Origin of the sequence: Pseudoxanthomonas fibrivorans, assembly GCF_041464125.1 — a bacterium.
GTDB lineage: Bacteria > Pseudomonadota > Gammaproteobacteria > Xanthomonadales > Xanthomonadaceae > Pseudoxanthomonas.
Genome location: NZ_JBGNUG010000001.1, coordinates 951,551 through 976,552, shown reverse-complemented (window position 1 = coordinate 976,552; position 25,002 = coordinate 951,551). Strand labels below are relative to the sequence as shown.

The 25,002-nt window shown below is 72.6% G+C and carries 24 protein-coding genes; 10 read left to right on the top strand and 14 right to left on the bottom strand.

The features are described 5' to 3' along the window. Positions 1-59: 59 nt before the first annotated feature. Together ACA089_RS04635 and ACA089_RS04630 are read left to right on the top strand one after the other, a co-directional pair. Positions 60-1,199 carry an ATP-binding protein gene (locus ACA089_RS04635; protein ID WP_372013801.1) on the top strand — a complete coding sequence of 380 codons (1,140 nt, stop codon included), beginning with the start codon at positions 60-62 and terminating at the stop codon, positions 1,197-1,199. After that, positions 1,192-1,560: a response regulator gene (locus tag ACA089_RS04630; RefSeq protein ID WP_372013798.1), complete on the top strand. Its 369-nt coding sequence runs from the start codon at positions 1,192-1,194 to the stop codon at positions 1,558-1,560. Before ACA089_RS04635 ends, ACA089_RS04630 begins: the two co-directional genes overlap by 8 nt. Before the next feature lie 29 nt (positions 1,561-1,589). Here ACA089_RS04630 and ACA089_RS04625 read toward each other — a convergent pair whose 3' ends face one another. After that, positions 1,590-2,678: an NAD(P)/FAD-dependent oxidoreductase gene (locus tag ACA089_RS04625; RefSeq protein ID WP_372013796.1), complete on the bottom strand. Its 1,089-nt coding sequence runs from the start codon at positions 2,676-2,678 to the stop codon at positions 1,590-1,592. 283 nt (positions 2,679-2,961) lie between these two features. On the opposite strand from ACA089_RS04625, the gene ACA089_RS04620 reads away from it, so the two are divergent. From ACA089_RS04620 to ACA089_RS04610, 3 genes are all read left to right on the top strand, one after another. After that, entirely contained in the window at positions 2,962-3,495 is a 534-nt protein-coding gene (locus ACA089_RS04620; protein WP_372013794.1) for a hypothetical protein, read from the top strand. Positions 3,496-3,613: 118 nt separating this feature from the next. Beyond that, the gene (locus ACA089_RS04615; protein WP_372013792.1) at positions 3,614-4,111 is read left to right on the top strand and encodes a hypothetical protein; all 498 of its coding nucleotides are present in this window, start codon (positions 3,614-3,616) and stop codon (positions 4,109-4,111) included. A gap of 173 nt (positions 4,112-4,284) precedes the next feature. Further along, entirely contained in the window at positions 4,285-5,169 is an 885-nt protein-coding gene (locus ACA089_RS04610; RefSeq protein ID WP_372017660.1) for an acyltransferase, read from the top strand. Between the two features lie 18 nt (positions 5,170-5,187). On the opposite strand, the gene ACA089_RS04605 is transcribed toward ACA089_RS04610, so the two are convergent. After that, positions 5,188-6,330, bottom strand: coding sequence for a serine hydrolase domain-containing protein (locus ACA089_RS04605; RefSeq protein WP_372013790.1), 1,143 nt, complete (start codon positions 6,328-6,330; stop codon positions 5,188-5,190). A gap of 119 nt (positions 6,331-6,449) precedes the next feature. On the opposite strand from ACA089_RS04605, the gene ACA089_RS04600 reads away from it, so the two are divergent. After that, complete coding sequence (locus ACA089_RS04600; protein ID WP_372013788.1) at positions 6,450-6,962, top strand: YciI family protein; 513 nt, start codon at positions 6,450-6,452, stop codon at positions 6,960-6,962. Positions 6,963-6,980: 18 nt separating this feature from the next. Here the strand turns inward: ACA089_RS04600 and ACA089_RS04595 are convergent, their stop codons facing one another. The 3 genes from ACA089_RS04595 to ACA089_RS04585 all read right to left on the bottom strand — a co-directional run bounded on the left by ACA089_RS04595 (position 6,981) and on the right by ACA089_RS04585 (position 8,178). Next, positions 6,981-7,463: a YaiI/YqxD family protein gene (locus ACA089_RS04595; protein ID WP_372013786.1), complete on the bottom strand. Its 483-nt coding sequence runs from the start codon at positions 7,461-7,463 to the stop codon at positions 6,981-6,983. Between the two features lie 148 nt (positions 7,464-7,611). Then, entirely contained in the window at positions 7,612-7,818 is a 207-nt protein-coding gene (locus ACA089_RS04590; protein ID WP_372013784.1) for a hypothetical protein, read from the bottom strand. 18 nt (positions 7,819-7,836) lie between these two features. Continuing rightward, positions 7,837-8,178: a YkgJ family cysteine cluster protein gene (locus tag ACA089_RS04585; protein ID WP_372013783.1), complete on the bottom strand. Its 342-nt coding sequence runs from the start codon at positions 8,176-8,178 to the stop codon at positions 7,837-7,839. A gap of 218 nt (positions 8,179-8,396) precedes the next feature. On the opposite strand from ACA089_RS04585, the gene ACA089_RS04580 reads away from it, so the two are divergent. The 4 genes from ACA089_RS04580 (at position 8,397) to ACA089_RS04565 (ending at position 13,227) form a co-directional block, all read left to right on the top strand. Then, positions 8,397-9,323, top strand: coding sequence for a M14 family metallopeptidase (locus ACA089_RS04580; RefSeq protein ID WP_372013781.1), 927 nt, complete (start codon positions 8,397-8,399; stop codon positions 9,321-9,323). Between the two features lie 99 nt (positions 9,324-9,422). Beyond that, on the top strand, positions 9,423-10,382 hold the full coding sequence (locus ACA089_RS04575; RefSeq protein WP_372013779.1) for an HDOD domain-containing protein: 960 nt from the start codon (positions 9,423-9,425) through the stop codon (positions 10,380-10,382). A gap of 246 nt (positions 10,383-10,628) precedes the next feature. Beyond that, on the top strand, positions 10,629-11,048 hold the full coding sequence (locus ACA089_RS04570; protein ID WP_372013777.1) for a BlaI/MecI/CopY family transcriptional regulator: 420 nt from the start codon (positions 10,629-10,631) through the stop codon (positions 11,046-11,048). Further along, entirely contained in the window at positions 11,041-13,227 is a 2,187-nt protein-coding gene (locus tag ACA089_RS04565) for a M56 family metallopeptidase (protein WP_372013775.1), read from the top strand. Before ACA089_RS04570 ends, ACA089_RS04565 begins: the two co-directional genes overlap by 8 nt. A gap of 49 nt (positions 13,228-13,276) precedes the next feature. Here the strand turns inward: ACA089_RS04565 and ACA089_RS04560 are convergent, their stop codons facing one another. The 9 genes from ACA089_RS04560 to ACA089_RS04520 all read right to left on the bottom strand — a co-directional run bounded on the left by ACA089_RS04560 (position 13,277) and on the right by ACA089_RS04520 (position 24,918). Further along, positions 13,277-15,151 carry a chemotaxis protein CheA gene (locus ACA089_RS04560; RefSeq protein ID WP_372013773.1) on the bottom strand — a complete coding sequence of 625 codons (1,875 nt, stop codon included), beginning with the start codon at positions 15,149-15,151 and terminating at the stop codon, positions 13,277-13,279. An 18-nt stretch (positions 15,152-15,169) separates the two neighbouring features. Then, a complete protein-coding gene (locus ACA089_RS04555) occupies positions 15,170-15,805 on the bottom strand; it encodes a protein phosphatase CheZ (RefSeq protein ID WP_372013772.1) in 636 nt (211 codons plus the stop codon). Next, complete coding sequence (gene cheY, locus ACA089_RS04550) at positions 15,802-16,194, bottom strand: chemotaxis response regulator CheY (RefSeq protein WP_372013770.1); 393 nt, start codon at positions 16,192-16,194, stop codon at positions 15,802-15,804. The genes ACA089_RS04555 and cheY overlap by 4 nt, the downstream gene beginning before the upstream one ends. A 61-nt stretch (positions 16,195-16,255) precedes the next feature. Next, positions 16,256-16,999, bottom strand: a complete 744-nt coding sequence (locus ACA089_RS04545) for an RNA polymerase sigma factor FliA (protein ID WP_372013769.1) — start codon at positions 16,997-16,999, stop codon at positions 16,256-16,258. After that, the gene (locus ACA089_RS04540) at positions 16,996-17,889 is read right to left on the bottom strand and encodes a P-loop NTPase (RefSeq protein WP_372013767.1); all 894 of its coding nucleotides are present in this window, start codon (positions 17,887-17,889) and stop codon (positions 16,996-16,998) included. The genes ACA089_RS04545 and ACA089_RS04540 overlap by 4 nt, the downstream gene beginning before the upstream one ends. Beyond that, positions 17,876-19,318: a flagellar biosynthesis protein FlhF gene (gene flhF / locus ACA089_RS04535; protein ID WP_372013765.1), complete on the bottom strand. Its 1,443-nt coding sequence runs from the start codon at positions 19,316-19,318 to the stop codon at positions 17,876-17,878. Before flhF ends, ACA089_RS04540 begins: the two co-directional genes overlap by 14 nt. Before the next feature lie 36 nt (positions 19,319-19,354). Then, positions 19,355-21,421 (bottom strand): flagellar biosynthesis protein FlhA, encoded by a 2,067-nt coding sequence (gene flhA / locus ACA089_RS04530; protein ID WP_372017658.1) that lies wholly within the window; start codon positions 21,419-21,421, stop codon positions 19,355-19,357. A 20-nt stretch (positions 21,422-21,441) separates the two neighbouring features. Continuing rightward, the gene (flhB, locus tag ACA089_RS04525) at positions 21,442-22,596 is read right to left on the bottom strand and encodes a flagellar biosynthesis protein FlhB (protein ID WP_372013763.1); all 1,155 of its coding nucleotides are present in this window, start codon (positions 22,594-22,596) and stop codon (positions 21,442-21,444) included. Between the two features lie 114 nt (positions 22,597-22,710). After that, positions 22,711-24,918: an EAL domain-containing protein gene (locus tag ACA089_RS04520; RefSeq protein WP_372013761.1), complete on the bottom strand. Its 2,208-nt coding sequence runs from the start codon at positions 24,916-24,918 to the stop codon at positions 22,711-22,713. Between the last annotated feature and the right edge of the window lie 84 nt (positions 24,919-25,002).

Below are 25,002 nucleotides of genomic sequence, written 5' to 3'. Positions count from 1 at the left end.
TGCGGCAACGCGACGTGCGTTTAACGGAATTCTTCCTATCCTCCGTGACGGGGGAAGCAATGACATCAGTACGCGCGCCGCAGTTTCCGTTCAATGCCGAGCACCTGTTGCTGCAGGGAGTCACCGATTACGCGATCTACATGCTGGATCCGGCCGGGCACATCCTCAGCTGGAACACCGGCGGCGAGCGGATCAAGGGCTATACCGACGCCGAGGTGATCGGCCAGCATTTCTCCCGCTTCTATCCCGACGAGGACGTCGCGCGGGGCACCCCGGGCGAGGGCCTGGCCATCGCCGCGCGCGAAGGCCGCTACGAGACCGAAGGCTGGCGCGTGCGCAAGGATGGCACGCGCTTCCGCGCCAACATCGTCATCGACGCCATCCACCACGAGGGCGCGCTGGTCGGCTTCGCCAAGATCACCAAGGACATCACCGACCGCTACCAGGCCGCCGAGCACCTGCGCGACGCGGAGCGTTCGCTCGCCCAGGCCCAGAAGATCAGCGCGATCGGCCAGCTGACCCTGGGCATCGCCCACGATTTCAACAACCTGCTGGCGGTGATCACCGCCAGCCTCGACCTGCTGCCCACCGCCAACGAGTCGCGCAAGGAGCGGCTGGTCGATGCCGCGCGCCAGGCGGCCGAGCGCGGCACCCGGCTGACCCGGCAGATGCTGGCCTTCGCGCGAGGGCAGACGCTGGAGCCGGCGCTGCACGACGTCAACGCCCTGGTGCGCGATGCGGTCGAGGTCTATCGCCGCGCGGCGGGACCGATCACGCAGTGCACACTGGAACTGACCGACGCTGACACGCGGGTCATGATCGACGCCGAGCAGCTCCAGGCCGCGCTGGTGAACCTGGTGGCCAACGCCCGCGACGCGATGCTTGCGCCCGGCACCATCCGCATGCTCACCTGCGTGACCCGTCCCCACCTGCTGCTGCATCCCGAGGCCATGCCCGACCGCGACTATCTATACGTTTCCGTCGCCGACGACGGGCCGGGCATGGAGGAGGAGGTGCGCCTGCGGGCGATGGAACCCTTCTTCACCACCAAGGACGTCGGCCGCGGCAGTGGGCTGGGGCTGAGCCAGGTGTTCGGTTTCGCCAGCCAGTCCGGCGGGTTCGCCTTCATCCAGAGCGCGCCGGGCGAGGGCACCTGCGTGACCATCGCCATTCCACTGCCGGAGCCCGCCGGTGGCTAGGCTGCTCTACGTGGAGGACGATGCGCTGCTGCGCACGGTCACGACGATGGCCCTGGACGATGCGGGCTACGAGGTGGTCGAGGCGCATGACGGGCGCCAGGCCCTGGACCTGCTCGGCCAGGGCGGCTTCGACTACGTGATCAGCGACATCAGCATGCCCGGCGGGATCAGCGGGCTGGAGGTGGCGCGCGCGGCGCAGAGCGTGCGGCCGGGCTGCCGCACGATCCTGGTCTCCGGCTATGCCAGTGCGCAGCTGCCGGCGCTGCCGGAGTCGGTCGCCTACCTGGGCAAGCCGTTCCGGGTCCGGGAGCTGATCGACAAGCTGGCCGACGATGCGGCCTGGCCGGGCGATCCGGGCTGAGCCGCCACGCGCGCCGCAGGCCGGCGCGCTCAGCCGCCATGGCGGTGGAAGTAGACCTGTTCGGCGGCCCAGCGCAGCGGCGGCGTCTGCAGGAGCAGGTCGAACGGCCAGTCGAACGGCAACCGGTCGTAGGCCCAGCGCAGTGCCCGCTTGAAGCGGAAGCGGGGCGCGGCGGCGATGGCGGCCTGTTCCGGCGCCGGGCCGCCATCGCGCAGCCGCGCGGCGATGGCGCAGCCCACCGCCCAGCCGTGTTCCCAGGCCGAATGGATGCCGCCGGCGGTGACCGGCGAGACCACGCCCGCGGCGTCGCCGACCAGGATCGCGCCGTCGCGCGCCAGGTCGAACACCGGCCCGCTGCAGGGGATCAGCCCGGCACGGGTGGTGCCGGGGCGTAGCAAACGGGGCAGGCCGCCTGCATGGCCGACGCGCAGCAGGAACGCGTCGATGTCCGGGATGCGCGCGCGCGCCGGGTCGTGGCGCAGCGCCAGCCCGGCCTGGATCCCGGTGGGGTTCTGCGCGATCCAGCCGATGTAGCCGGGTGCGTGGCGCCGGCTGATGAAGCAGTGCAGCGCGTCCGGATGGGCCAGCGTCGCGCCGGGAAACTCGTACTCGATGCCGTACAGGAACTGGCGCACCTGCCCGAGCCCGCAATGCCGCGCCACCCGCGAACGGGCACCGTCGGCCCCGACCAGGTAGCGGGCATGGCCCACGCCGTCCACGTCCCAGCCCTCGCCGCGGCGGGTACAGGACGTGAACGCGCAGCCCAGCCTCAGGTCGACGCCGTTGCCGCGCATCTGCGCGGCCAGCCAGCGCATCACGGCCGGGGTGTCGGTGGTGAGGAAGTAGTAGCCCGGAGCGGCGAGGGCGACCTGCTTCAGGCTCGGCGCATACAACCGCACCTGGTCGACGCGGCGGGTCATGGCCGGCGGCAGGCGGCCGAGCAGGGTCTGTTCAGCGGCCTCCTTCACGATGATCCCGGTGGTGTGCAGCTTCTCTCCCGGGTCGTGCTTGCGCTCGAGCACGCACACGTGCAGTCCGCGCTGGGCGGCGGCGATGGCACAGGCGGCACCGGCGAAGCTGGCGCCGACGACGATCAGGTCGGGCTGGGACACGGGCATGGGGCCAGGAATGCGGGACGGCCCATGCTGGCGCCATCACGCGGGGCGAAGATGGCGCCAGTGTGAAGTGGGCGCGCGATGCGTCGCCGGGCGCCACGCCCCGGAGGCGACGCGCGCGACGCCGAACCCGCTGGCGAAACAGGCTGCTTACACGGCGTTTCCGCGCCATTAACGCTACGGCCCGAAGGCCTGAACCGCACCCGCATATCGGCGCCGCGGGCTCACGCGTCCATGATCGTGGCGGTGCCAGCCTGCGGGCCATCTCCACTACCGGCCCACAACCATGGACATCCTGTCTTCGGTGACCGGCGAGCTTTCCGACAGCAAGGTCGCCGCGGTCTTCGACACCGAGCCCGAGGCGCGCGCGATCGCGCGCCAGGTGCAGCACATGCTGGGCGTCCCGCCCGGCCACGTGCAGGTGGTGACGCCTGGCGATGCGCGGCCGGGGCGCAAGCTCGAGCCGGAGGGCCGCGGCATCTTCCGCACGCTGCTCGTGGCCCATTACCGGCTTGGCCTGGTGGGACTCGGACTGGGTGCGCTGCTGTTCGCGGTGCTGTTCGCGCTCGGACTCGAAGCCGTCGTGCTCTCGCCCGGCCTGGCGGCCGCGCTCATCATCGGGTACGGCGGCGTGTTCGGCCTGATGTGCGGCGGCCTGGTGACGCTGCGCCCGGACCACAGCCCGTACGTCAGCAAGGTCCGCACCGCGCTGGAGGAGGGCCGCTGCGCGGTCGTCGTGCATGCGGTCGACGATGGCGAGCGCGACCGCGCCCGCGACCTGCTGTCCGCACACGGCGGCGAGACCATCCGCACGCTGTAGCGCGCCTTCCCATGCCGGCGACCGGGCCGGCATTCCATTGGCCCAGAGGCCTACATCACCGCCGACCCCGAACCGCTAGGCTGCCTCGCGTCCACGGTGCCGAAAAGGGGAGAGGGTGATGTCGAAAACGGGTGCATGGGTGTTGCTCGGCCTGCTGTGGCTGGGCGGTCCGCTGGCCGCGGCCGAGCCGGCCGCCGGCGACCAGGCGGGCGGGAAGACGACGAAGGAGGTGCTGGCCGAGTTCAGGACCGAGCTCCAGGCGATCGAGACGGAAGTGGTGTCCAAGTCGATCTCGCTGACCGCCGACGAGCAGACCCGGTTCTGGCCGGTGTTCAAGCGTTTCCAGGCCGAGCAGGGCGCGATCATCGATTCGCAGATCGGCGCGGTGCGCGAGTACGCCAGCGATTACGCCGACATGAACGACCAGGACGCGATGGAGTACGTGCAGGCGCTGCTCGATCGCGACCAGCGCGTGCACGACCTGCGCGAGAAATACCTGGCCGAGTACGCCAAGGTCATCGATCCGGGCAAGGCCGCGCGCGTGATCCACATCAGCCGTCGCCTGGGCCTGGCCAGCCAGGCGCGCCTGGCGCAGTCGATCCCGCTGGTGCACTGACGCGGGGTCGGGTGTCCGCGGTGGCCGCGACGCGGCCGCGAGCGGAACCGGATGCAGCACGACGGCCGCCCCGGGGCGGCCGTCGTGCGTTGCGGCGGCACCCGGGCGCCGGGCCGGGCGGGGCGATTTGCTAGGCTTGCGCCCCCCTCCCGACAGGTCGACCCGTGTCCCCCATCCGCTGGTTGCGCGTCGCGCTGATCATTCCGCTGGTCGTGGTCAACACGCTGGTCCACGCCTTGCCCCTGCTGGCCGTGGGCGTGCTGAAGGCGATCGTTCCGCTGGCGCCGGTGCGGCGCGCATGCAACGCCGTGCTTGTCGCGCTGGCCGAGAGCTGGATCGCGGTGAACAGCGGCATGATCGACGCGTTCACCCCGACCGCGTTCAAGGTCGAGGAGGAGGGCGCGCTGCATCGCGGCGGCCACTACCTGGTCCTGGCCAACCATCAGAGCTGGGTCGACATCCTGGTGCTGCAGAAGGTGTTCAACCGGCGGGCGCCGTTCCTGCGCTTCTTCCTGAAGCGGCAACTGTTCTGGGTGCCGGTGCTCGGCCTGGCCTGGTGGGCGCTGGACTTCCCGTTCATGGGCCGCTACACGCGCAAGCAGATCGCACGCAACCCCGAGCTGGGCCGCCGCGACATGGAAGCCACCCGCCGTGCCTGCGGGAAATTCCGCGACATCCCGGTGTCGGTGATGAATTTCGTCGAGGGCACCCGGTTCACCCCGCAGAAGCAGGCCTCGCAGGCCTCGCCGTACCGCCACCTGCTCAAACCCAAATCCGGTGGCGTGGCCTTCGTCCTGGACGCGATGGGCGAGGGCCTGCATGCGCTGCTGGACGTGACCATCGCCTACCCGGGCGGGCGGCCTTCGATGGTCGACCTGATCGCCGGGCGGGTGCCCGCGATCCGCGTGCACGTGCGCCAGCGCCCGATCCCGCCCGAGCTGGTTGCCGGCGACTACCAGGACGACCGCGCGTTCCGTGCCCGCTTCCAGCAATGGATGAACGCGCTGTGGCAGGAGAAGGATGCGCAGCTGGGACGGCTGCTGGACGGGGCGGCCTGAACCGCCGCCGCCGGCGGCTCATTCTTTCTCGATCGCGCCCAGCACCCGCGTGACCACGCCGGCGAGGTCCGGCGTCCAGCGCAGCACGATCACCAGGTCGTGCTCGCGGTCGACGTAGACGTGGTTGCCGCCGAAGCCCGAGGCCCAGTACGCGCTCTCCGGCGCGGCGGGAATGGCCTTGCGCCCGGTGTTGAGCCACCACAGGTAGCCGTAGTCGGGCTTGACCGGCGAGGGCGCGGTGGCCGCCGCGATCCACTCGCGCGACAGCAGGCGATTGCCATCCCAGTCGCCGTCGCGCTCCATCAACAGGCCGAAGCGGGCCAGGTCGGCGGTGCTGACGAACATGCCGCCGCCGAAATGGCCGCCGCCGGACACCGACTGCATGCGCAGGCCGTCGAGGGTCACCCACGAGGTGTCGTAACCGTGCCAGCGCCACGACGGCGAGGCGCCGACCGGATCCATCAGCCGGCGCCGCAGCAGCTGCGGCAGCGGTTCGCGCGCGACTTCCAGCAGCGACAGGGCGAGCAGGTTCACCCGCACGTCGTTGTACTTGTAGCGGGTGCCGGGCGCGTGCAGCGGCCGACGTTGCGGGTCGTCGCCCTCGGGCCGGTCGGCCCAGTCGTGCACTTCCCAGAGCGTGCCGCTCCAGTCGGACGTCTGCTGCAGCAGGTGCGCCCAGGTGATGGCGCCGTTGTGGGGACCTTCGAACCACGGACCGGGCACGTCGAGCGCGACGCGGCGGCCGGTGTCCGCCAGCAGGCCATCGTCGTGGAGCAGGCCGGCAACGCTGGCCAGCACGCTCTTGGCCACGCTGAACGTCATTTCCGGGCGGGTGGTGTCGCCCCATTCGGCGACGATGCGGCCGCCCCGCAGGACCATGCCGTTGGCGGTCCCACGTGTGGCCACCGGGCCGAGGATCCGGTAGCCGGGCTCGTGGGCGCCGAAGGAGGCGAGCAGCGTGTCGCGCAGGTCGGCGGGCGCCTGCTCGCCGTTGGCCCGGGCCCACGCCACCGCGGCGTCCAGCCGTGCCGGATCGAAACCGGCCGCCGCCGGTGCCTGGCGCGCCCACGCGTGGCGGGTCGGCACGTAGTCGGCGGCCAGGGCGCTGGCCGCCGACAGGCACAGGGCGAACAGGACGGGGGCGCGCAGCGATCGCAGCATGGCGGTGGACCGGTGGGACGGGGCCAGCATTGCAGCGCAGTTGCGGCGCGGCGTCGATGCCCGGGTGCATGGGGCGGCGACCGGGGACTATGATCCCCGCCACCCTAAGGAGAGCCGGCATGAAGCGCCTGTCCGCCCATACCCACGCCGCGCTCCTCGCCGTGGCCTTCGCCATCCCCTCGCTGACGGCCCTGCCGGCCGTGGCGGCGGCGACGCCCGTGGCCGCGCCCGCCTACGACGCCGCGCTGGCCAGGCGCACCGGCGCCGACGAACACGGCATGCGCCCCTATGTGCTGGTGGTGCTGAAGACCGGCCCCAGGCGGATGCCCGACGGCGAAGCACGCAACGCGATGTTCGCCGGCCACTTCGCCAACATGGAACGGCTGGCGGAGCAGGGCAAGCTGGTCCTCGCCGGACCCTTCATGAAGGATCCCGCGGGCTGGCGCGGGCTGTTCGTGTTCGCCGTGGCCGACCTCGAGGAGGCGCGCCGGCTCACCGAAAGCGATCCGGTGATCGTCAGCGGCGAGATGGTCGCCGAGTACCATCCCTGGTACGGAAGCGCGGCCAACATGCTGGTCCCGGAGCTGCACAAGCAGCTGGTGCCGCCGTCGCCACCCGCCAGTTCGCCCTGAGGCGACACGCCGGACCGGTCAGCGGCGACGGGCCAGCCAGCCGTCGAGCACGTTGGCGAACGCCTGCCGGTCGCGGGCATGGAAGGCGGCCGGCCCGCCGGTCTGGACGCCCGCGCCACGCAGCTCGTCCATGAAATTGCGCATCGACAGGCGCTGGGCGATGTTGTCGGCGGTGAAGCGTTCGCCGCGCGGATTGACCGCCTCGGCCCCCCGCTCGAGCACGCGGGCCGCCAGCGGGATGTCCTGGGTCACCACCAGGTCGCCCGGCCCGGCACGCCCGGCGATCGCGTCGTCGGCGACGTCGTAGCCGCCCTGCACCTGCAGCGCGCGGATGTAGCGCGAAGGCGGCGTGCGCAGCCACTGGTTGGCGACCAGCGTGAGCGGAACGCGCGCGCGCTCGGCGGCCCGGAACAGGATGTCGCGGACCACGGCCGGACAGGCGTCCGCGTCGACCCAGATCTGGGTGGCGCGCGCAGCGCCGGGGGCGTCGTCCTGGTTCATCGCGGGGCCCGGCACGGGCGCGCTCGGTTGCGCGCGCGGGCGTGCCCGCCGAAGGGGATCCTGCCGCCGCCGCGCAGCCGCGCCAAAGGCGCGCAGGCGTGCCGGGAGGCCGCGGCCTGGTGGCCGGGCGTGGTCATGCGCGGTCCGCTCAGCGCGGCGATTTCTTGTCGTCGCCGTCGATCTTGGTGAGCACGCGGGTGTTGCCGAGCACTTCGATCCGGCCGCCCGCCTTGCGGAACGCGTCGAGGTCGTCGGAAATGCGCTCGCTGGTCAGCGAGCCGGCGCCCTTTCCGGATTCGGCGGCCGGCTTGCGTGGTGCGGTCGGGACGGGCTTGATCGGCTTGCGTGTGGCCATGGGTCGGGCTGCTCCGGTTCAATACAGGGTCAACGGGATGCCGCGGCGGCGTTCTTCGCGGTAGGTGGCGCGGATGTCCAGGCAGTACGGCGCGCCCATGGCGAAACGCCTGCAGATCACCGGCCTGTCCTCGTAGATCGAACAGCGCATGTGCAGCGGGTCGACGGCCGCGCACCAGCCCTCTTCGTCGCGTGCCATCACCTCCACGCCGTGGTCGTTGCGTGCGACCAGGTGGCGGGGCACGCGATCCTCGGGCATCAATACCACCGTCAGCCGGCAGCAGACCGCGTCGCAGCGGCTGCACAGCGGCTCGTCGCGTGGCGTGGTGGCCGGTTCGGCGCGGATGGCGTGGCCTCGCACGTGGGCTCCCGGTAATCCGTGCGCCAGGGCGCACGGGACGGCGGTGGCGGAGCGAAGCGGGCCGTGGATGCGGACTGCGACAGCTGCGTGGGTGGTACGGGGACATCCTATCCTACGCCCGGTGAACGCGGGCGGTGCCGCGGTCCCGGCGCGGCCGGCGGGGGCGGGGCGCCGGACCGGGGCTGATAGAGTGGGGCGACACCATCCCGGACCCAGGCATGAGCCTCGAACGCTTCTATCCCGTCGGCACGCCCGGCCAGCCCTGGGGCGAGGCCGAACGCACCCGGTGGCGGGCCGCGCAGGTGCGCCGGCGCAGCTACGCCGACGACGTGCTCGATGCCATCGGCCGCCTGCACGGGCACTGGGACGCGCAGGCCTACGGCGAGCTGGACTACGCGCCGCACTTCTATCCGCTGCTCGCCCTGCACGGCGCCGACTGGGACCATTCCCGGCCGATCGCGCTGGTGACCGGCGGGGTGCACGGCTACGAGACCAGCGGCGTGCATGGCGCGCTGCAGTTCGCGGCGGCGCATGGCAGTACCTACGAAGGCCGGATCAACGTGCTGGTGGTGCCCTGCGTGAGTCCGTGGGGGTACGAACACGTCCAGCGCTGGAACCCGGTCGCGGTCGATCCGAACCGCTCCTTCCGGGAGCACAGCCAGGCGCTGGAATCGATCGCGCTGATGCGCCTGCTTGAGCCGCTGCGCGGGCGCGTGCTGGTCCACATCGACCTGCACGAGACCACCGACACCGACGAGTCCGAGTTCCGTCCGGCGCTGGCCGCGCGCGATGGCAAGCCGTTCGAACCCGGCGGGATTCCGGACGGCTTCTACCTGGTCGGCGACAGCGAAAACCCGCAGCCGGAATTCCAGCAGGCGGTGGTCGCCGCGGTGGAACGGGTCACCCACATCGCACCGGCGGATGCGGACGGGAAGATGATCGGCTCGCCGGTCGTGGCCCACGGCGTCATCAACTATCCGGTGAAGGCGCTCGGGCTGTGCGCCGGCGTCACCGATGCGGCGTACGTGACGACCACCGAGGTCTACCCGGACAGCCCGTCGGCGACGCCGGCGCAATGCAACGAGGCGCAGGTAGCCGCCGTGTGCGCGGCGATCGATTACGCCCTGGCGCACGCCCGCGACTGATCGGCGGCGGTGCGGCACGCCGGCGCCGGGCGCCGCATGCGGCGTGGATCCGTTGCTACCATTGCGCCACGCATGGGGGGCGCTGCGCCCTGGGGAACGATGGCACTATCGGGTGGTTTGGGGCTGCTGGCCCTGGCAGCGTTGGTCGGCGCGTGCGCCTGGTTCTGGCGTGCCCGTCCGCCGCGCGCGCCGGCATCGCAGGGGGCGCGTCCGTCACCGGTTCCGCCGGCCGGCGCGGACGGCCACGCGGCCGGGGACCTGGATGACTGGACGGCGCCGCTGTTCGACCCGGCGCCGGATCGCCCGGCGGCGGCGGCCGGGGACGCCACCGCGGTGGAAGACGCCGAACGCCGCCTGGCCCGCTTCGCCTCCGAACCCGGGCGCCTGCCGCGCCGGCCGCAGCTGTTGCCGCAGCTGCTCGGCACGCTCAATGACGAAGACGCGTCGGGGCGAGAGATTTCGGCCCTGATCGCGCGCGATCCGGCCCTGGCCGCGACCCTGCTCAAGCTCGCCAACAGCCCGCTCTACCGGCTGCAGCAGGCGCCGGTGGAGAGCGTCGAACGGGCGGTCACGCTGGTCGGTACCGAGGGCCTGCGCCGGCTGGTCGCGGTGGCCCTGATGCAGCCGGTCATGCGCACCGAAGGCGGCGTGTTCGGCGACCTGCCGGGCCGGATCTGGGACCAGACCCAGCGCGCCACCGTGGCGGCGGCGCGGGGTGCCGCGGGCGAGGGCGTGGATGCCTTTGCCGCGCAGCTGCTGGTGCTGCTGCACGGACTGGGCGCGATCGTGGTGGTGCAGGCCCTGCGCGAGGCGTGCGAGCGCACCGGCCGCCCGCCGCCGGCCACCGGCGACAGCGCGGGCCTGCTGCGGCGCTGGTCGCCACGCATCGGCCGGCTGGTCGCCGACCAGTGGCATCTTTCGCCGGCGCTGCTGCAGGCGCTGGACGATCCGGGCAAGGAACGCGCCGCCGGCACGCCGCTCGCGCGGGTGCTGGCCGCCAGCCTGGCGGAAGCCTCGCGGACCATGCGGGTCGACGCAGGGACGACCGTCGCGGGCTGAGCCGCCGCCGCGGGTCCGGCGACGGCAGCGCGGTTTCGGTCAGCAGCTGCTTGGCGAACAGCAGCCGCCGCGTGCCGTGCACGCCCACCGACGGGCCTGGCGACCGGTCGAAGGGCCGGCGCCGGAGCGGGGCCGCATCCCACCCATCCGCCGCGCGGACCATGACTTTCGACCTAGACAGAATTGTCTAGACAAGATTGTCTGGAAGGTGCACGATGCCGCCATCGTTCCCCGATGGCCCCGCCGATGCCGCGTTCCGCTCCCCGTCCGCCCAAGCCCACCGCCGCCGAACTGGACCTGCTGCGGGTGATCTGGAAGCAGGGGGCATCGACCGCGCGCGAAGTGCACCAGGCGCTGCAGGCCGAGCGACCGGACGTCCAGCCGGCCACCGTGCTGCGCCTGCTGCAGGTGATGCACGGCAAGGGCCTGGTGGTGCGCGACGAAAGCCAGCGCTCGCATGTCTACGCCGCCGCCCACGCGCGCGACGCGCTGCAGACCAACCTGCTGGACGAGCTGATCCAGAAGGTGTTCGCCGGTTCCGGCAAGGCGCTGGTGCTGGCCGCGCTGGACGGGCACGTGAGCGACGGCGAGCGCGACGAGATCCGCCGCCTGCTCGAGGAAAGCGAAACCCCGGCCACCGGCAAGGGAGGCAAGCGCCATGCATGAGCCGTTCGCGGAACTGGTTCCGGTACTCGGCCGGGCCCTGTTGCATTTCCTCTGGCAAGGCACGCTGATCGGCCTGCTGGCGGCCCTCGCCCTGCAGCTCCTGCGCGACGCACGGCCGCAGCTGCGCTACCTCGTCGCCTGCATGGCGATGCTGGCATGCGTGCTCGCGCCGCTGTGCACCATGGCCTGGGCGTGGACTGGCTCAATGGCCGGCGGTGGACCCGCGCTGCCGGCGTCCGGCGCGCTCGACGCGGGCGCGCAGCCCTCGGCCGTCGCCGTCATCGCCGCGCCGTTGCGCCATGCCGGCGCCGCGGTGCGCGGGATCGAACCGTTCCTGCCGGCGATCGTGCTGGCCTGGGCGGCGGGTGCCTGCACGTTGTCGCTGCGCCTGGCGGCGGGCGTCTGGTGGCTGGGGCGCCTGCCGCAGGTGGGGCCGGCATCGCTGCGCCACGCCTGGCAGGCGCGGCTGGACGCACTCGGGCGCCGCGCCGGCCTGCACCGCATGGTGGAGCTGCGCTTGGTCGCCGCGCTCGATTCACCGGTCGTGGTCGGCTGGTGGCGGCCGATGGTGCTGCTGCCGGCCTCGCTGCTTGCGCGGCTGCCGGCGGACTACCTGGAGGCGCTGCTGGCCCATGAGCTGGCGCATGTCCGCCGCCACGACTACCTGGTCAACCTGCTGCAGGGCATGGCCGAGGCGCTGCTGTTCTACCACCCGGTGACCTGGTGGCTGTCGCGCCGCATCCGCATCGAGCGCGAACACGTCGCCGACCGGCTGGCGGCCGAGGCCACCGGCGACCCGCGGCGGCTTGCGCGGGCCCTGGCCGCGCTCGCCGACGAACAGGCGGCGCGCCGCGCCGCGCCGCAACCCGCACTTGCCGCCCTGGCTCCCACTGGAGGATCCCTCATGAAGCGCATCGAACAGCTCGTCCGGCCCGGCCGCGCCACCAGCGGCGGCCGCGTGGTCTTCCCGCTCCTGGGACTGGCCGTCGCCAGCCTGGCCTTCTACGCCCAGGCGCACCGCGACCCCTCGGCCTCGCCGGCCGGCATCAACGTGTTCACCACCACGCCGGCCCCGGCGGGCGGCGGCGCGCGACCGGTCGTGGCGCTGGCCACTCCGAAGGCGGCCGCGACGGCGACGGTCGCGGCGGCGGCCACCCCGGCCGCCACGCCGGCGCCCGCATCCACCGCGCGGCCCGCCGCGACCGCCAGTGCCGCGGCGGCCCCGTCGCCGGCGGCCGCGCCGCAGGCGGCCACCGCGGTGCGCGCATCGTCGGTGCCGGCGCCGCCCGCACCGCCGGCCCCGCCGGCCGCCCCTGCACACAAGGCGCCCCCGGCCCCTCCGGCGCCGCCCGCCCTGCCCAGCGCAGGCGCGATCGCGGCCCCGCCGGCGCCTCCCGCACCGCCTGCACCGCCCCGGGTTAGCGTGCGCCAGCATGGCGACGGCGGCGGCGAGCCCTACGCGCTGGTGCGCAAGGGCGGCGACGGCTACCTGATGTCGGGCTCCAGCGACGACATGCCGCAGATCGAATCGGCGAAGCGCTCGCTGGACGGCGACTTCCTGTGGTTCCGCCGCGGCGGCAAGGCCTATGTCGTGACCGATCCGGCCACGCTGGCGGGCGTGCGCAGGTCATGGGCCGAGGCCGACGCGCTGGGTGAGCGGATGCGCGTGCTCGGCGAGGAGATGGAAGGACACGGCCGCAGGATGGAGGCGCTCGGCCAGCAGATGGAGCGCGTTTCCGCGGAGGCCATGCCGGCCGGGATCGAAGCGTACTCGCGGCGGATGGAGGACCTGGGGCGCCAGCAGGGCGACCTGGGCGAGCGCCAGGCGCGGCTGTCGATGGCGATGGCCCGCGCCGACGGCACGCGCCAGGCCGAACTGGAGCGGCAGATGCAGGCCCTGGAACGCGAACAGCTGGCGCTGTCGGCGAAGATGGAGGCGCAGTCCGAGCAGCTCGAAGCGGAGGCGGCGCGCCACCAGCAGCGCATGCAGCCGATGGAGGCGCTGTCGCGCAAGATGGAGGAGGCCTCCAGGCCGATGGAGGCGCTCGGCCGGCAGATGGACGGGCTCGGCCGGCAGATGGACCAGGTCAGCCAGCGCGCCGAGCGCGAGACCCGGCGGCAGATCGCCGAGGCGATGGACAAGGGCCTGGCCAGGCCGCTGCCGCAGCAGCGGCAGTAGGATCCGGCGGCGGTGCGTCCGCGAGGGCGCATCGCCATGCCGCGGCGCTTCAGCCCGACGCGCGCAGGCCGTCGACGTCTAGGATCAGCGCCAGGCGGCCATCGCCGATGAGCGTGGCACCGGCGTAGCCGGGCAGGCCGCGCAGCGCGCGCGGCAGCGGCTTGATCACCACTTCCTCGCGGCCACGGACCTGGTCGACGATCAGGCCGAAGCGCGAATCGCCCATCTGCAGCACCACCACCGTCAGCAGCGGCGCCTCGCGCGAGTCGATCCCCAGCCAGCGGCGCAGGTCGAGCAGCGGCAGGGTATGGGACTGGCGGTCGAGCACCGGCCGCCCGTCGAACCAGCCGAGCGAACCGGGCGCGGCATGCAGCACTTCCTGCACCCGCGCCAGCGGCAGCGCGTACACGTCGTCGCCGGCCTGCACGAGCAGGGTCGGCAGGATCGCCAGGGTCAACGGCACCCGGATCAGGAAGCGGGTACCGCGTCCCAGCTCGGACTGGATCTGGATCTGCCCGCCCAGTTCGCGGATGCGCGACTGGACCACGTCCATGCCGACGCCGCGCCCGGAAATGTCCGTGACTTCGGTCTTGGTCGAGAAGCCGGGCAGGAACACCAGGTGCAGGCATTCCTCCGGACCCAGGCGCGCGGCGGCCTCCGGGTCCAGCAGGCCCTTTTCGCGGGCCTTGGCGCGCAACCGTTCCGGGTCGATGCCGGCGCCGTCGTCCTGCACCTCGATGCCGACGTAGTCGCCTTCCTGCTGCGCCGACAGGCGCAGGCGCCCGACCCGCGGCTTGCCCGCGGCCTCGCGCAGCACCGGCGACTCGACGCCATGGTCGATGCCGTTGCGGACCAGGTGCACCAGCGGATCGGCCAGGGCCTCGACCAGGTTGCGGTCCAGCTCGGTCTCGGCGCCGACCATTTCCAGCTCGACTTCCTTCTGCAGCGAGCGGGCGACGTCGCGGGCGACCTTGGGGAAGCGCGAGAACACCTTGCCCACCGGCTGCATGCGCGTGCGCATCACCGCCGACTGCAGGCGCGCGGTGGCCACGTCGAGGCTGCCGACGGCGCGGTCGAGCTCTTCGTCCTTGATGCGCGAGCGCAGGGTCTTGAGCCGGTTGCGCGCCAGCACCAGCTCGCCGATCAGGTTGACGATCGCGTCGAGCCGGCGCGTGTCCACGCGCACGGTCTGTTCGGCCTCGGCCGCCGCGGCCTTGGGCGGGGCGGCGGCAGGCCTGGGCGCGGCCGGCGGGGCCTGGGTGCGCGGAGGCGCAGGCGGTGCCGGCGGCGCCGCGACGGCCGAGGCGCCGGGCGCGGCGGCGCCGTGCAGCTGGTCGAGCAGGGCCTCGAATTCGTCGTCGTCGATCATGTCCGGCGCCGCTTTCGCCGGGGCCGGGGGAGCGGCCTGCACGGCGCCGGGCGCGGCGCCGCCATGCAGCTGGTCGAGCAGGGCCTCGAACTCGTCGTCGTCGATCATGCCGGGCGTGGCCGGCGCCGCCACCGGCGCCTTCGCGGCCGCGGCCGCGGCCGGCGCGGGTGCGGCGACCGTGTCCAGGCTGAACTGCGCGATCAGTTCGGCCGGTGCGTGGGCCGGTTCGCTGCCGCCGGCGACCGCGTCGAGCATCGACTGCAGCCAGTCCAGCGAACGCTGCGCGGCGTCGAAATGCTGCGCCTCGAGCGCGGCCTGGCCGGCACGCACGGTGCCGAGGGTTTCCTCGGCGGCGTGGCACAGCTCGACCATCGCGTGGATGCCGAGGAAGCCGGCGCCACCCTTGAGGGTATGGAAGCCGCGGAACACGGCATTGAGCTGGTCGCGGTCGTCCGGCGCATGTTCCAGCGCGACCAGCTGCTCGCCGAGGCGGTCCAGGATCTCCTGTGCCTCGATGATGAAATCCGCCGCGATCTCCGGCGTCACCCCGCTCATGCCACGACTCCCATGGTGTTACAGGCCCAGGTCCGCCAGCAGGGCGTCGGCGTCGTCCTGCGAGACCGCATGCCGGTCCAGGCCGCTGACCGCCGGCCCGGCCAGCGCGGGGCCGGCCGGCTCCTCGCGCGGCGGCAGCCCGAGCGCGGTGAAGCCTTCGTGGACCTTGCGCACGATGCCGGCGACGCGGCGGATGATCTGCCCGGTCAGGTCCTGGTAGCTCTGGGTCAGCCCGATCTCGGTGAGGTTCTGGCGCACGCGGTCCAGCACTTCGTCCTGGCGTGCCGACACGCCCTCGATGCGCACGTCCTCGAGCAGGTCGCGGCACTGGTCCGACAGGTCCAGGGTGCGGTGGGTGGCCTGCTCGGTCATCGCCACCACGTGGTCCAGGCGCGCGCAGGCGTCGTCCAGCTCGGCGGCCTGGCCGTCGTCGCCGGGCAGCCGCGGCAGTTCGCCCAGCGCCTGGCTCAGTTCGCGGGCCAGCCGCCCCAGGCCCTGCACCAGCGGGCGGGTGCGGGCCGAGGCGAGCGCGTCGATCACCGCGCGCATGGCGCTCTCGTCGCCGCGCTCGAGTGCGTCCAGGGCCTCGTGCAGGCGCTGGATCAGCGCGGTCCGCTCGGGCGACACGGCGGCATTGCAGGCCACGGCGCTCATGCGGTGGCCGCCAGGCGCTCGAAGATCTTGCCGAGCTTCTCTTCCAGGGTCTGCGCGGTGAACGGCTTGATGATGTAGCCGTTCACGCCGTTCTGCGCCGCCTCGATGATCTGCTCGCGCTTGGCCTCGGCGGTCACCATCAGCACCGGCAGGGTCTTGAGCTTCTCGTCGGCGCGGATCGCGCGCAGCAGGTCGATGCCGGTCATCCCGGGCATGTTCCAGTCGGTGACCACGAAGTCGAACGGGGCCGCGCGCAGCGCCGCCAGCGCGGTGTGGCCGTCGTCGGCCTCGGCGGTGTTGCTGTAGCCCAGGTCGTTGAGCAGGTTCTTGACGATGCGGCGCATCGTCGAGAAATCGTCAACGATCAGGATGCGCATGTTCTTGTTCACTACGTGCTCCGGTTCTGTGGCTCTGCGGTGGTGCGGGGTGGGGCGGCGGGTGCGCGGCCGGCTATTCGTCTTCCAGGCCGGCGTCGCGCGATTCGTACTGGGACAGGCGGCCGCGCAGGCGCAGCACGGCCTGGCCGTGGATCTGGCAGACCCGCGACTCGCTGACCCCGAGCACGGCGCCGATCTCCTTGAGGTTGAGCTCCTGCTCGTAGTACAGCGACAGCACCAGCTGCTCGCGCTCCGGCAGCAGGCCGATCGCGGCCGCCAGCTCGCGGCCGAAGTCGCTGCGTTCCAGGGTCTGCTGCGGGCTCATGCCGCCGCTGTGGATGGTCACTTCGCCGTGGTCCTCCACGTGCGAGTCCAGGCTCAGGACCTGGCCGCGCGAGGCGTCCTCGAGCAGGCGCATGTACTCCGGCAGCGGCATGTCCAGGTGCGCGGCCACCTCCTGAGGGGTGGCGGCGCGGCCGGTGGACTGCTCGACCTGGCGCATGGCGGAGGCGGCGTCGCGGGCGCGGCGGTGGACCGAGCGCGGCACCCAGTCGCCGCGGCGGATCTCGTCGATCATCGAACCGCGGATGCGGATCGAGGCGTAGGTCTCGAACGAGGCGCCCTGGTCGGGGTCGTAGCTGCGCGAGGCCTCGATCAGGCCGATCATGCCGGCCTGGATCAGGTCGTCGACCTCCACGCTCGCCGGCAGGCGCGCCGCCAGGTGGTGGGCGATGCGGCGCACCAGGTCGGCGTGGCGGGTGACGGCGTCGTCGGCGGCGCTGCGCTGGACGGCGCGGTATTCGGCCAAGGCGTTCATGCCACCGCTCCCTGCCGCGCACCCTGTGCGAGCATCCGGTCGACGAAGAATTCGATGTTGCCGCGCGGGGCGAGCGGCGCTTCCCAGCGCGCCGCGCGCCGCGCGATCTCGGCGATGGCGCGGGCCGAGGGACTGGCGGGGTAGGCGGTGGCGACGGCCTGCTGGCGCTGCACCGCCAGGCGCAGCCAGTCGCACTGCGGCACCGCGCCGAGGAAGTTGAGCGAGACGTCGCCGAGGAAGCGCTCGCACACGCGCGAGAGCTTCTCGTACAGGCCGCGGCCTTCGGCCGGGCTGCGCACCATGTTCGCCACCACCTGGACCCGGTCCACGCCGCGCTCGCGCGACAGGACCTTGATCAGGGCGTAGGCGTCGGTGATCGAGGCCGGTTCGTCGCAGACCACCACCACCGCGTCCTGCGCGGCCTGGCAGAAGGTCAGCACGCTGTCGGTGATGCCGGCGGCGGTGTCGACGATGAGGATGTCCAGGTCGCGCTGCAGGTCGTTGAACACGTTGACCAGGCCCACGTGCTGGGCCGGCTGCAGCTCGGCCATGTGCCGGCGGCCGGAGGCGGCGGGCACCACCAGCATGCCGTTGGGCCCTTCGAGGATGACCTCGTCCAGTTCGCAGCGGCCGGAGACCAGGTCGGCCAGGGTGTGCTGCGGGGACAGGCCCAGCAGCACGTCGACGTTGGCCAGGCCCAGGTCGGCGTCCAGCAGCAGGGTGCGCTTGCCCAGGCCCGCCAGCGAGGCGGCCAGGTTCACCGACAGGTTGGTCTTGCCCACGCCGCCCTTGCCGCCGGTCACGGCGATGCTGCGCACGGCGCGGCCCGGCGTGGCGGTGTTCGGGTTGGCGGGGGCGGGGTTCAAGGCGGCGTGCTCACGCGACGGCATGGTCGTGCTCCGGGATGTTCGGCTTATCGGCCGCGCGCCGCAGATCTTCAAGGCGGAGGACCAGGCTGGCGGCATTGGCGCGGTGGAGGTCGTCGGGGACCCGCTGGCCATCGGTCACCCAGGTCAGCGGCAGCTGGTGGTCGACCACCACCGACAGGGCGCTGCCCAGGCGGCCGGTCTCGTCCAGCTTGGTCAGGACCACGCCCTGCGGGCGGGCGGCGCCGAAGCGGCGCACGACCTCGTCCAGGTCGGCGTAGTGCGAGTTGGCCGGCAGCACCAGCAGGGTCCGCACCTCGCGGGCGGCGCGCAGCCAGTTGAGCTGGTTGGCCAGGGCGCGGTCGCGCTGGCCCAGGCCGGCGGTGTCCACCAGCACCAGCTTGTAGTCCTGCAGGCGCTGCAGCAGCTGGATCAGCGCGGCGTCGCTGTCGGCCTCGTGCACGGCCACGCCCAGCTGGCGGCCGTAGCTGTGCAGCTGTTCGCGGCCGCCGATGCGGGCGGTGTCGGTGGTGACCAGGGCCACGTTGCGCGCGCCGTGTTCGGCGGCGTAGCGGGCGGCGAGCTTGGCGATCGTGGTGGTCTTGCCGGCGCCGGTCGGCCCGACCAGGGCGATCACGCCGCCCTGCTCGAGCGGGTCGACCGGGCACACCGGCAGCCGCCGCGAGACCAGGCCCAGCATCAGGCCGCGGCCGCGGTGGGCGGGGGTGTCGGCGGGCAGTTCCAGCACGGTATCGCGGGTGATGCCGGCGTCGAAGCCGTAGTCCTCCATCAGCTCCATCGCCTGCAGCCGCACCGGCGAGCCGCGCAGGCGCTCGTCGGTCAGGCGGTGCATCTCGCGCTCGATCATCTGCCGCATCTGCGCCAGCTCCTCGCGCATGGCCAGCAGCTGCTCGTCGTTGGCGGGGGTGGCGGGTACCGGCACGGCGGCCAGCGGCGACGGCGCGGGCGCGGCGGCGGGTGCCGGCTCGGCGGGCGCGGGCGCGACCATGGCCGGGGCGTCGGCGATCGGCGCGGGCGCTTCCGGGATGGCGGCGCGTTCGGCCGGCGGCGCGGAGACCGCCAGCGCGGTCGGGGTCGTCAGGGCGGCGGCCATCGCCGCGGCGAAATCCGGTGCCGGGCGGGCCGGTGCCTGCACCTGTACCGGCGGGGCCGGCGGCAGGGCGTCGAGGAACGGATTCGGCCGCGCCGCGATCCGGGCCTCGGCCTGCGCCGCCGCCCGTGCGGCCGCGGCGGTGGCTTCGGCTTCGGCGGCGCGCTGCGCGTCGAGCAGCGCCTTCTGCACCGCGTTCTCGTCGTAGTTGCTGGCGGCGACGATCTCCACGCCCTCGTCGGTGCGGCGGTTGGACAGGATCACCGCGTCCGGGCCGTGCTCGGCGCGGACCATGCGCAGCGCGGTGCGCATGTCGGCGGCGACGAATCGTTTGATCTTCATGACTGCTCCTTACCCGCTACCTGTTCCGTCATCGCTTCAGCTGATCGTGCCGACCAGCTTGAGCCGCTTGTCTTCCGGCACCTCGGTGTAGGCCAGCACCGACAGCGAGGGCACGCTGTGGCGGACCAGCCGCGCAAGCGCGGCGCGCACCGTCGCCGGCACCAGCACCACCGCCGGCTCGCCGCGCGCCTCCTGGCGGCCGGCGCAATCGGCCAGGCTCTGCTGCAACCGCTCGGCCAGGCCGGGCTCCAGCGCGGCGCCGGAAGCGCCTTGCGCGGAATCCTGCAAGACCCGTTCCAGCGGCGCGGCCAGGGTGAACACCGGCAGCTCCGGCGAGGCGCCGGCGATCTCCTGGACGATGAAACGGCCCAGCGTGTTGCGCACCGCGGCGGTCAGCACCGCCGGGTCCTGGCTGTGCGCGCCGTGTTCGACCAGCGATTCGGCGATCTTGCGCAGCTGGCGCACGGGGATGCGCTCGACCAGCAGGTTCTGCAGCACCCGCACCACCACCGACAGCGGCAGCGCCTTGGGCGTGAGGTCCTCGGCCAGCTTCGGCGCGCTCTTGGCCAGGGTCGCCAGCAGCTGCTGCACCTCCTCGTGGCCGAGCAGCTCGGGGGCGTGCTCGCGGACCAGGTGCGAGAGGTGGGTGGCGACCACGGTGGCCGGGTCGACCACCGTGTAGCCCATCGATTCGGCCTGGGCGCGCTGGTGCGGCAGGATCCACACCGCGTCCAGGCCGAAGGCCGGGTCCTTGCCCTTGATGCCCTCGATGCTGCCCAGCGCGCCGCCGGGGTCCAGCGCCAGTTCGCGTTCGGGATGGATCTCGGCGGTGGCCACCGGCACGCCGTGCACCAGCAGGCGGTAATGGTTGGACGGCAGTTCCAGGTTGTCGCGGATGTGAACCGGCGGCACCAGGAAGCCGATCTCCTGGGTCAGCTTGCGGCGCACGGCCTTGATCCGCGCCATCAGCTCGCCGCCCTGCGCCTTGTCCACCAGCGGGATCAGCCGGTAGCCGACCTCCAGGTCGAGCGGGTCGACCGGGCGCAGTTCGTCCCAGTCCAGGTCGGCGCCGGACTGGCCCGGCGCCGGCAGTGCGCCGGCGATGGTCCCGTCGCCATCGGCGTCGCCGGCCAGCTCGCTGCGCTTCCACAGCTTCCAGGCGCCGAAGCCCAGCGCGGCGCCCAGCGTCAAAAAGGCGACATTGGGCATGCCCGGGACCAGGCCGACCACGACCAGGATGCCGGCGGCGATCGCCAGCGCCTTGTGCTGGCCGAAGGCCTGGCCGACCATCGCCTGGCCCATGTCCTGGGCGCGAGAGGCGCGGGTGACCAGCATGGCCACCGCGGTCGACACCAGCAGCGCCGGCAGCTGCGCGACGAGGCCGTCGCCGATCGACAGCAGGGTGTAGGTCGACGCCGCGTCGGCCGCGGCCATGCCGTGCTGGAACATGCCGACCGCGAAGCCGCCGACCAGGTTGATGAACAGGATCAGGATGCCGGCGATCGCGTCGCCGCGGATGAACTTGCTGGCGCCGTCCATCGAGCCGTAGAAGTCGGCTTCCTCGCGGACTTCCTCGCGGCGGGCCTTGGCTTCCTCGCGGGTCAGCAGGCCGGCGTTGAGGTCGGCGTCGATCGCCATCTGCTTGCCGGGCATCGCGTCGAGGATGAAGCGCGCGGTGACCTCGGAGATGCGCCCCGAGCCCTTGGTGATGACCACGAAGTTGATGATGGTCAGGATCGCGAAGACCACGATTCCGACCGCGTAGTTGCCGCCGACCACGAACTCGCCGAACGCGGCGATCACCTTGCCGGCGGCCTCGTGGCCGTCCTGCCCGTGGAGCAGGATCACGCGGGTCGACGCCACGTTCAGCGCCAGCCGCAGCATCGTGGTGACCAGCAGGATGATCGGGAAGATGGTGAAGTCCAGCGGCCGCTGCACGTAGACCACCGCCAGCAGGACCACCAGCGAGATCGCGATGTTGAAGCTGAACAGCGCGTCCAGCAGCATCGGCGGCAGCGGCACCACGATCATCGCCAGCAGCGCCATCACCACCAGCGGCGCGCCGAGGCCGTTGCGGGCCAGTTCGACCAGGCGGCGCGACATCGGCGGGGCGGGCAGCGCGCTCACCGGCGGTCACCCGCGGACTTGTCTGTGCCAGGGAACTCGTCCACCGCCACCGCGCCCAGCTGCGGGTGCGCGGGGGCCGTGCCGGCGCGCCAGGCGCGCAGCTGGTAGACGTAGGACAGGATCTGGGCGACGGCCGCGTACAGTCTCACGGGGATTTCCTTGCCGAGCTGGCCTTCCCGATACAAGGCGCGTGCCAGAGGCGGGGCGGAGACGATCGCGACCCGGTGGCGGTCGGCGACCTCGCGGATCCGGTGGGCGACCTCGTCCACGCCGCGGGCGACCACGGTCGGCGCGCGCATGCTGCCGCCGTCGTACTTGAGCGCGACCGCGTAATGGGTCGGGTTGACCACGATCACGTCGGCGGTCGGCACCGCCTCCATCATGCGGCGCTGCGACAGCTGGAACTGCATCTGCCGGATCTTGCCCTTGACCTGCGGGTTGCCGTCGCTTTCCTTGGCCTCGTCGCGCAGCTCCTGGCGGGTCATCTTCAGCTTCCGCAGCCAGTTCCACTTCTGGTACGGCGCGTCGATCGCGGCCAGCAGCGCCAGCGCGCCGGCGGTGGACAGCAGCAGCCGCCCGGCGAAGTGCAGGCCGGTGCGGGCCGCCTCCTCCAGGCTCTGGTTGGGCATCGAACGCAGCACGTCCATGCCGTGGGCCAGGGTCAGGCCCGCGGCGCCGCCGACCAGGGCCACGCGCAGCAGCGACTTGGCCAGTTCGGCCAGGCTCTCCGGTCCCCAGGTGCGCTTGATCCCCGACAGCGGGTTGAGCCGGCCGAAGTCCGGCATCAGCGACTTGCTGGAAAAGCTCAGCGTGCCCATCGCCAGCGGCGCCACGAACGAGGCCAGCAGCGACACCGCCACCAGCGGCAGCATCACCCAGGCCAGTTCCAGCACCAGGGTGCCCATGTGCCCGAACAGGCGCCCGGGGGCGTGCAGCAGTGCGCGGTCGGGGCTGAGCGCGTCGCGCAGCCAGTCCTGGGCGCCGTGGGCGAGCGACGGCCCGGTGGCCATCAGCGCGACCACGCCGGCGCCGAACACCGCCGCCGTCGCCAGCTCGCGCGAGCGCGGCAGGTTGCCGTTCTCCCGCGCCTCGCGCAGGCGCTTGGCACTGGGTTGTTCGGTGCGTTCCTGGCCGTCCTCGTTCTCGGCCATCGCCGGCTCCTGCGCCCGGGGGCGACCGGGATCGGGCAGGTCGATGCAAGGCCCGTTCCAGAACCGGTGCGGCCGCGGCGGCCGACCGGCCAGGCCAGCTCAGCTCAGGCCAGGTCAGGCCAGGTTGGCGGGCGCCGGGGCGGCTGCGGCCAGGTCGGACAACGGGGCCGGGCGACCGATGTGGTAGCCCTGGATCCAGTCGACCTGCAGCTCCTCGAGGACCGCCAGGATCCCGGCGTCCTCCACGTACTCGGCCACGGTTTCGGCGTGGTAGGCGCGGGCGATGGTCACCATGGCCCTGACCAGGTCGCGGTCGCGCGGGTTGCCGGCGACGTTGCGGACGAAGGTGCCGTCGATCTTGACCAGGTCGATCGGCAGCTGCTGCAGGCGCTCGAAACTCTGCATGCCGGTGCCGAAGTCGTCCAGCGCGACCAGGCAGCCGCGCTGGCTCAGGCCGTCGAGCAGCGGCCGCACCTGGGCCAGGCCGCCGGTGATGGCCCGTTCGGTGATCTCGAAGCACAGGCGCTGGGCGCAGCCCGGGAACAGGTCGAGCTGGTACAGCAGCCAGTTGCGGAAGTTCTCCGAGACCAGGCTGCGTCCGGTGAGGTTCACCGTCAGCCGCTGGTAGGGCAGGTGCTGCGCGTTGTCGCGCATCCACTGCAGCAGCACCTCGATCACGGCCCGGTCGAGCTCGACCACGCCGCGGCTGGCGTCCAGCTCGTCCATGTAGTCGCGCGGCATCAGCAGGCGGCCATCGTCCGTGCGCAGGCGGCACAGGATCTCGCCCATGCGCGCGCCGCCGGACAGGCGCTGGATCGGCTGCACGTGCAGTTCGAGCTGGCGCCGCCTCAGGAGGGAAAGGGCCAGGGAATGGGTTTCCAGCATCGCGCGCAGCGCGGCCGGGTCGCTGAGTCCGGGCGTGGCGAACACGGGCGCGGTCTCCCCGCGCTGCCGCGCGGCCTGCATCGCCCCGTACGAGGCATCGAGCGCCAGGTCGAGCGACTGCGCGCTCGCATCGCGCAGCGGGCACACGCCCAGGTGCGGCTCGATCCTGACCTGGGCCTCGGCGTAGTTGAACTCGAACTGTTCGACCCTGGCGAGCACCGCCTTCCACGAGACCTCGCCGACCGGCACCAGGGCGAAGCAGCCCATGCCCAGGGTGTAGGCCTGGACCTCCGGCTGCAGGTAGTGGTGGATCGCCGCGGTCAGCGCCTCCTGCGCCGGCAGGCCGTAGCCGGCCATCAGGTTGTCCATGTGCTCGATGCCGAGGCAGGCGATCTCGGTCGGCGGCTTCGCCGCGCCGGCCAGGTCATGGCGCAGGGCGTTGACGTTGGGGACCCCGGACAGGCCGTCGCGGCGGCTCTCCCCGGCCATCCGGGCGATGGCGCGGCGGTTGTCGCGCGCGATCACCTGGGTCAGGGCCAGCAGCTGCTGCAGCACGCTCATCTCGAAGCCGATCTGCAGCAGGTGGAGCGCGTCGCTGCGCAGGCCGCTGCGGGTGCCGACCCCGACCAGGTAGACCAGCAGCAGGGTCACGGCCGCCATCAGCGGCGTCGACCAGCGCCACGGCAGGCGCAGCGCGGCCCAGACCATCAGCGCGGCGAGCATGAAGCGCTGGTCGAGCAGTCCACCGAGCGGGTGTTCGCCGCGGGCGGGCAGGGCCCAGAGCAGGGCGGTGAGCAGCATCGAGTAGCCGCCCAGCAGGACCCACTCCCACCACGGCATGCGGCTGGGCATCGGCGCCGGTTCGTTGCGGCCGGTGACGAACAGCACGATCGGCAGGGTCAGGCACAGCACGCCGAAGAAGCGGGCGAAGCCCACCTGCAGGGTCTGGTGCAGCAGGTCGGCCTCGCTCGCCGCCGAGAACAGGCCGTTGACCAGGGCATGGCCCAGCGCCCATCCGAGCGGGTAGAGCACCAGCGCGACCGCGCCGAACGGCACGATGTCGCGCTGCCGTACCCGTGCATGCTCCGGCGGCCGCGGCCAGCCCATCCAGTGCGCGCACAGCACCGTCCAGCCGTACATCGCCGCGTACAGCGGCAGCGAGCGCAACAGCAGGGAGATCGCGGTGCCTTCGGGCGCCCGCAGCAACAGCTGCACGCACCAGGCCAGGAACAGCGACAGGTAGCCGATGCGGAAATAGAGCTTGTGCGGCGAGAGCATCGCCAGCGCGAGCAGCAGGCCCCATTGCAGGTGGGCGAGCGAGGCGGTCGCGCCGCTGCCGAACCCCGGCCAGTAGGGAATGCTGAGCAGCGGCAGGACGAAGCAGGCCACCGCGATGAGCATCGCGTCGCGGGTATGGCGCCGTGTCCATCGCTGCATGACGCCCCCTGCGCCATCGCCCCGGCCTACTATGCGTCCGGACGTGGCCGATGGAAAGTGGCCACCGGTCCGGCGGCCGCCGTC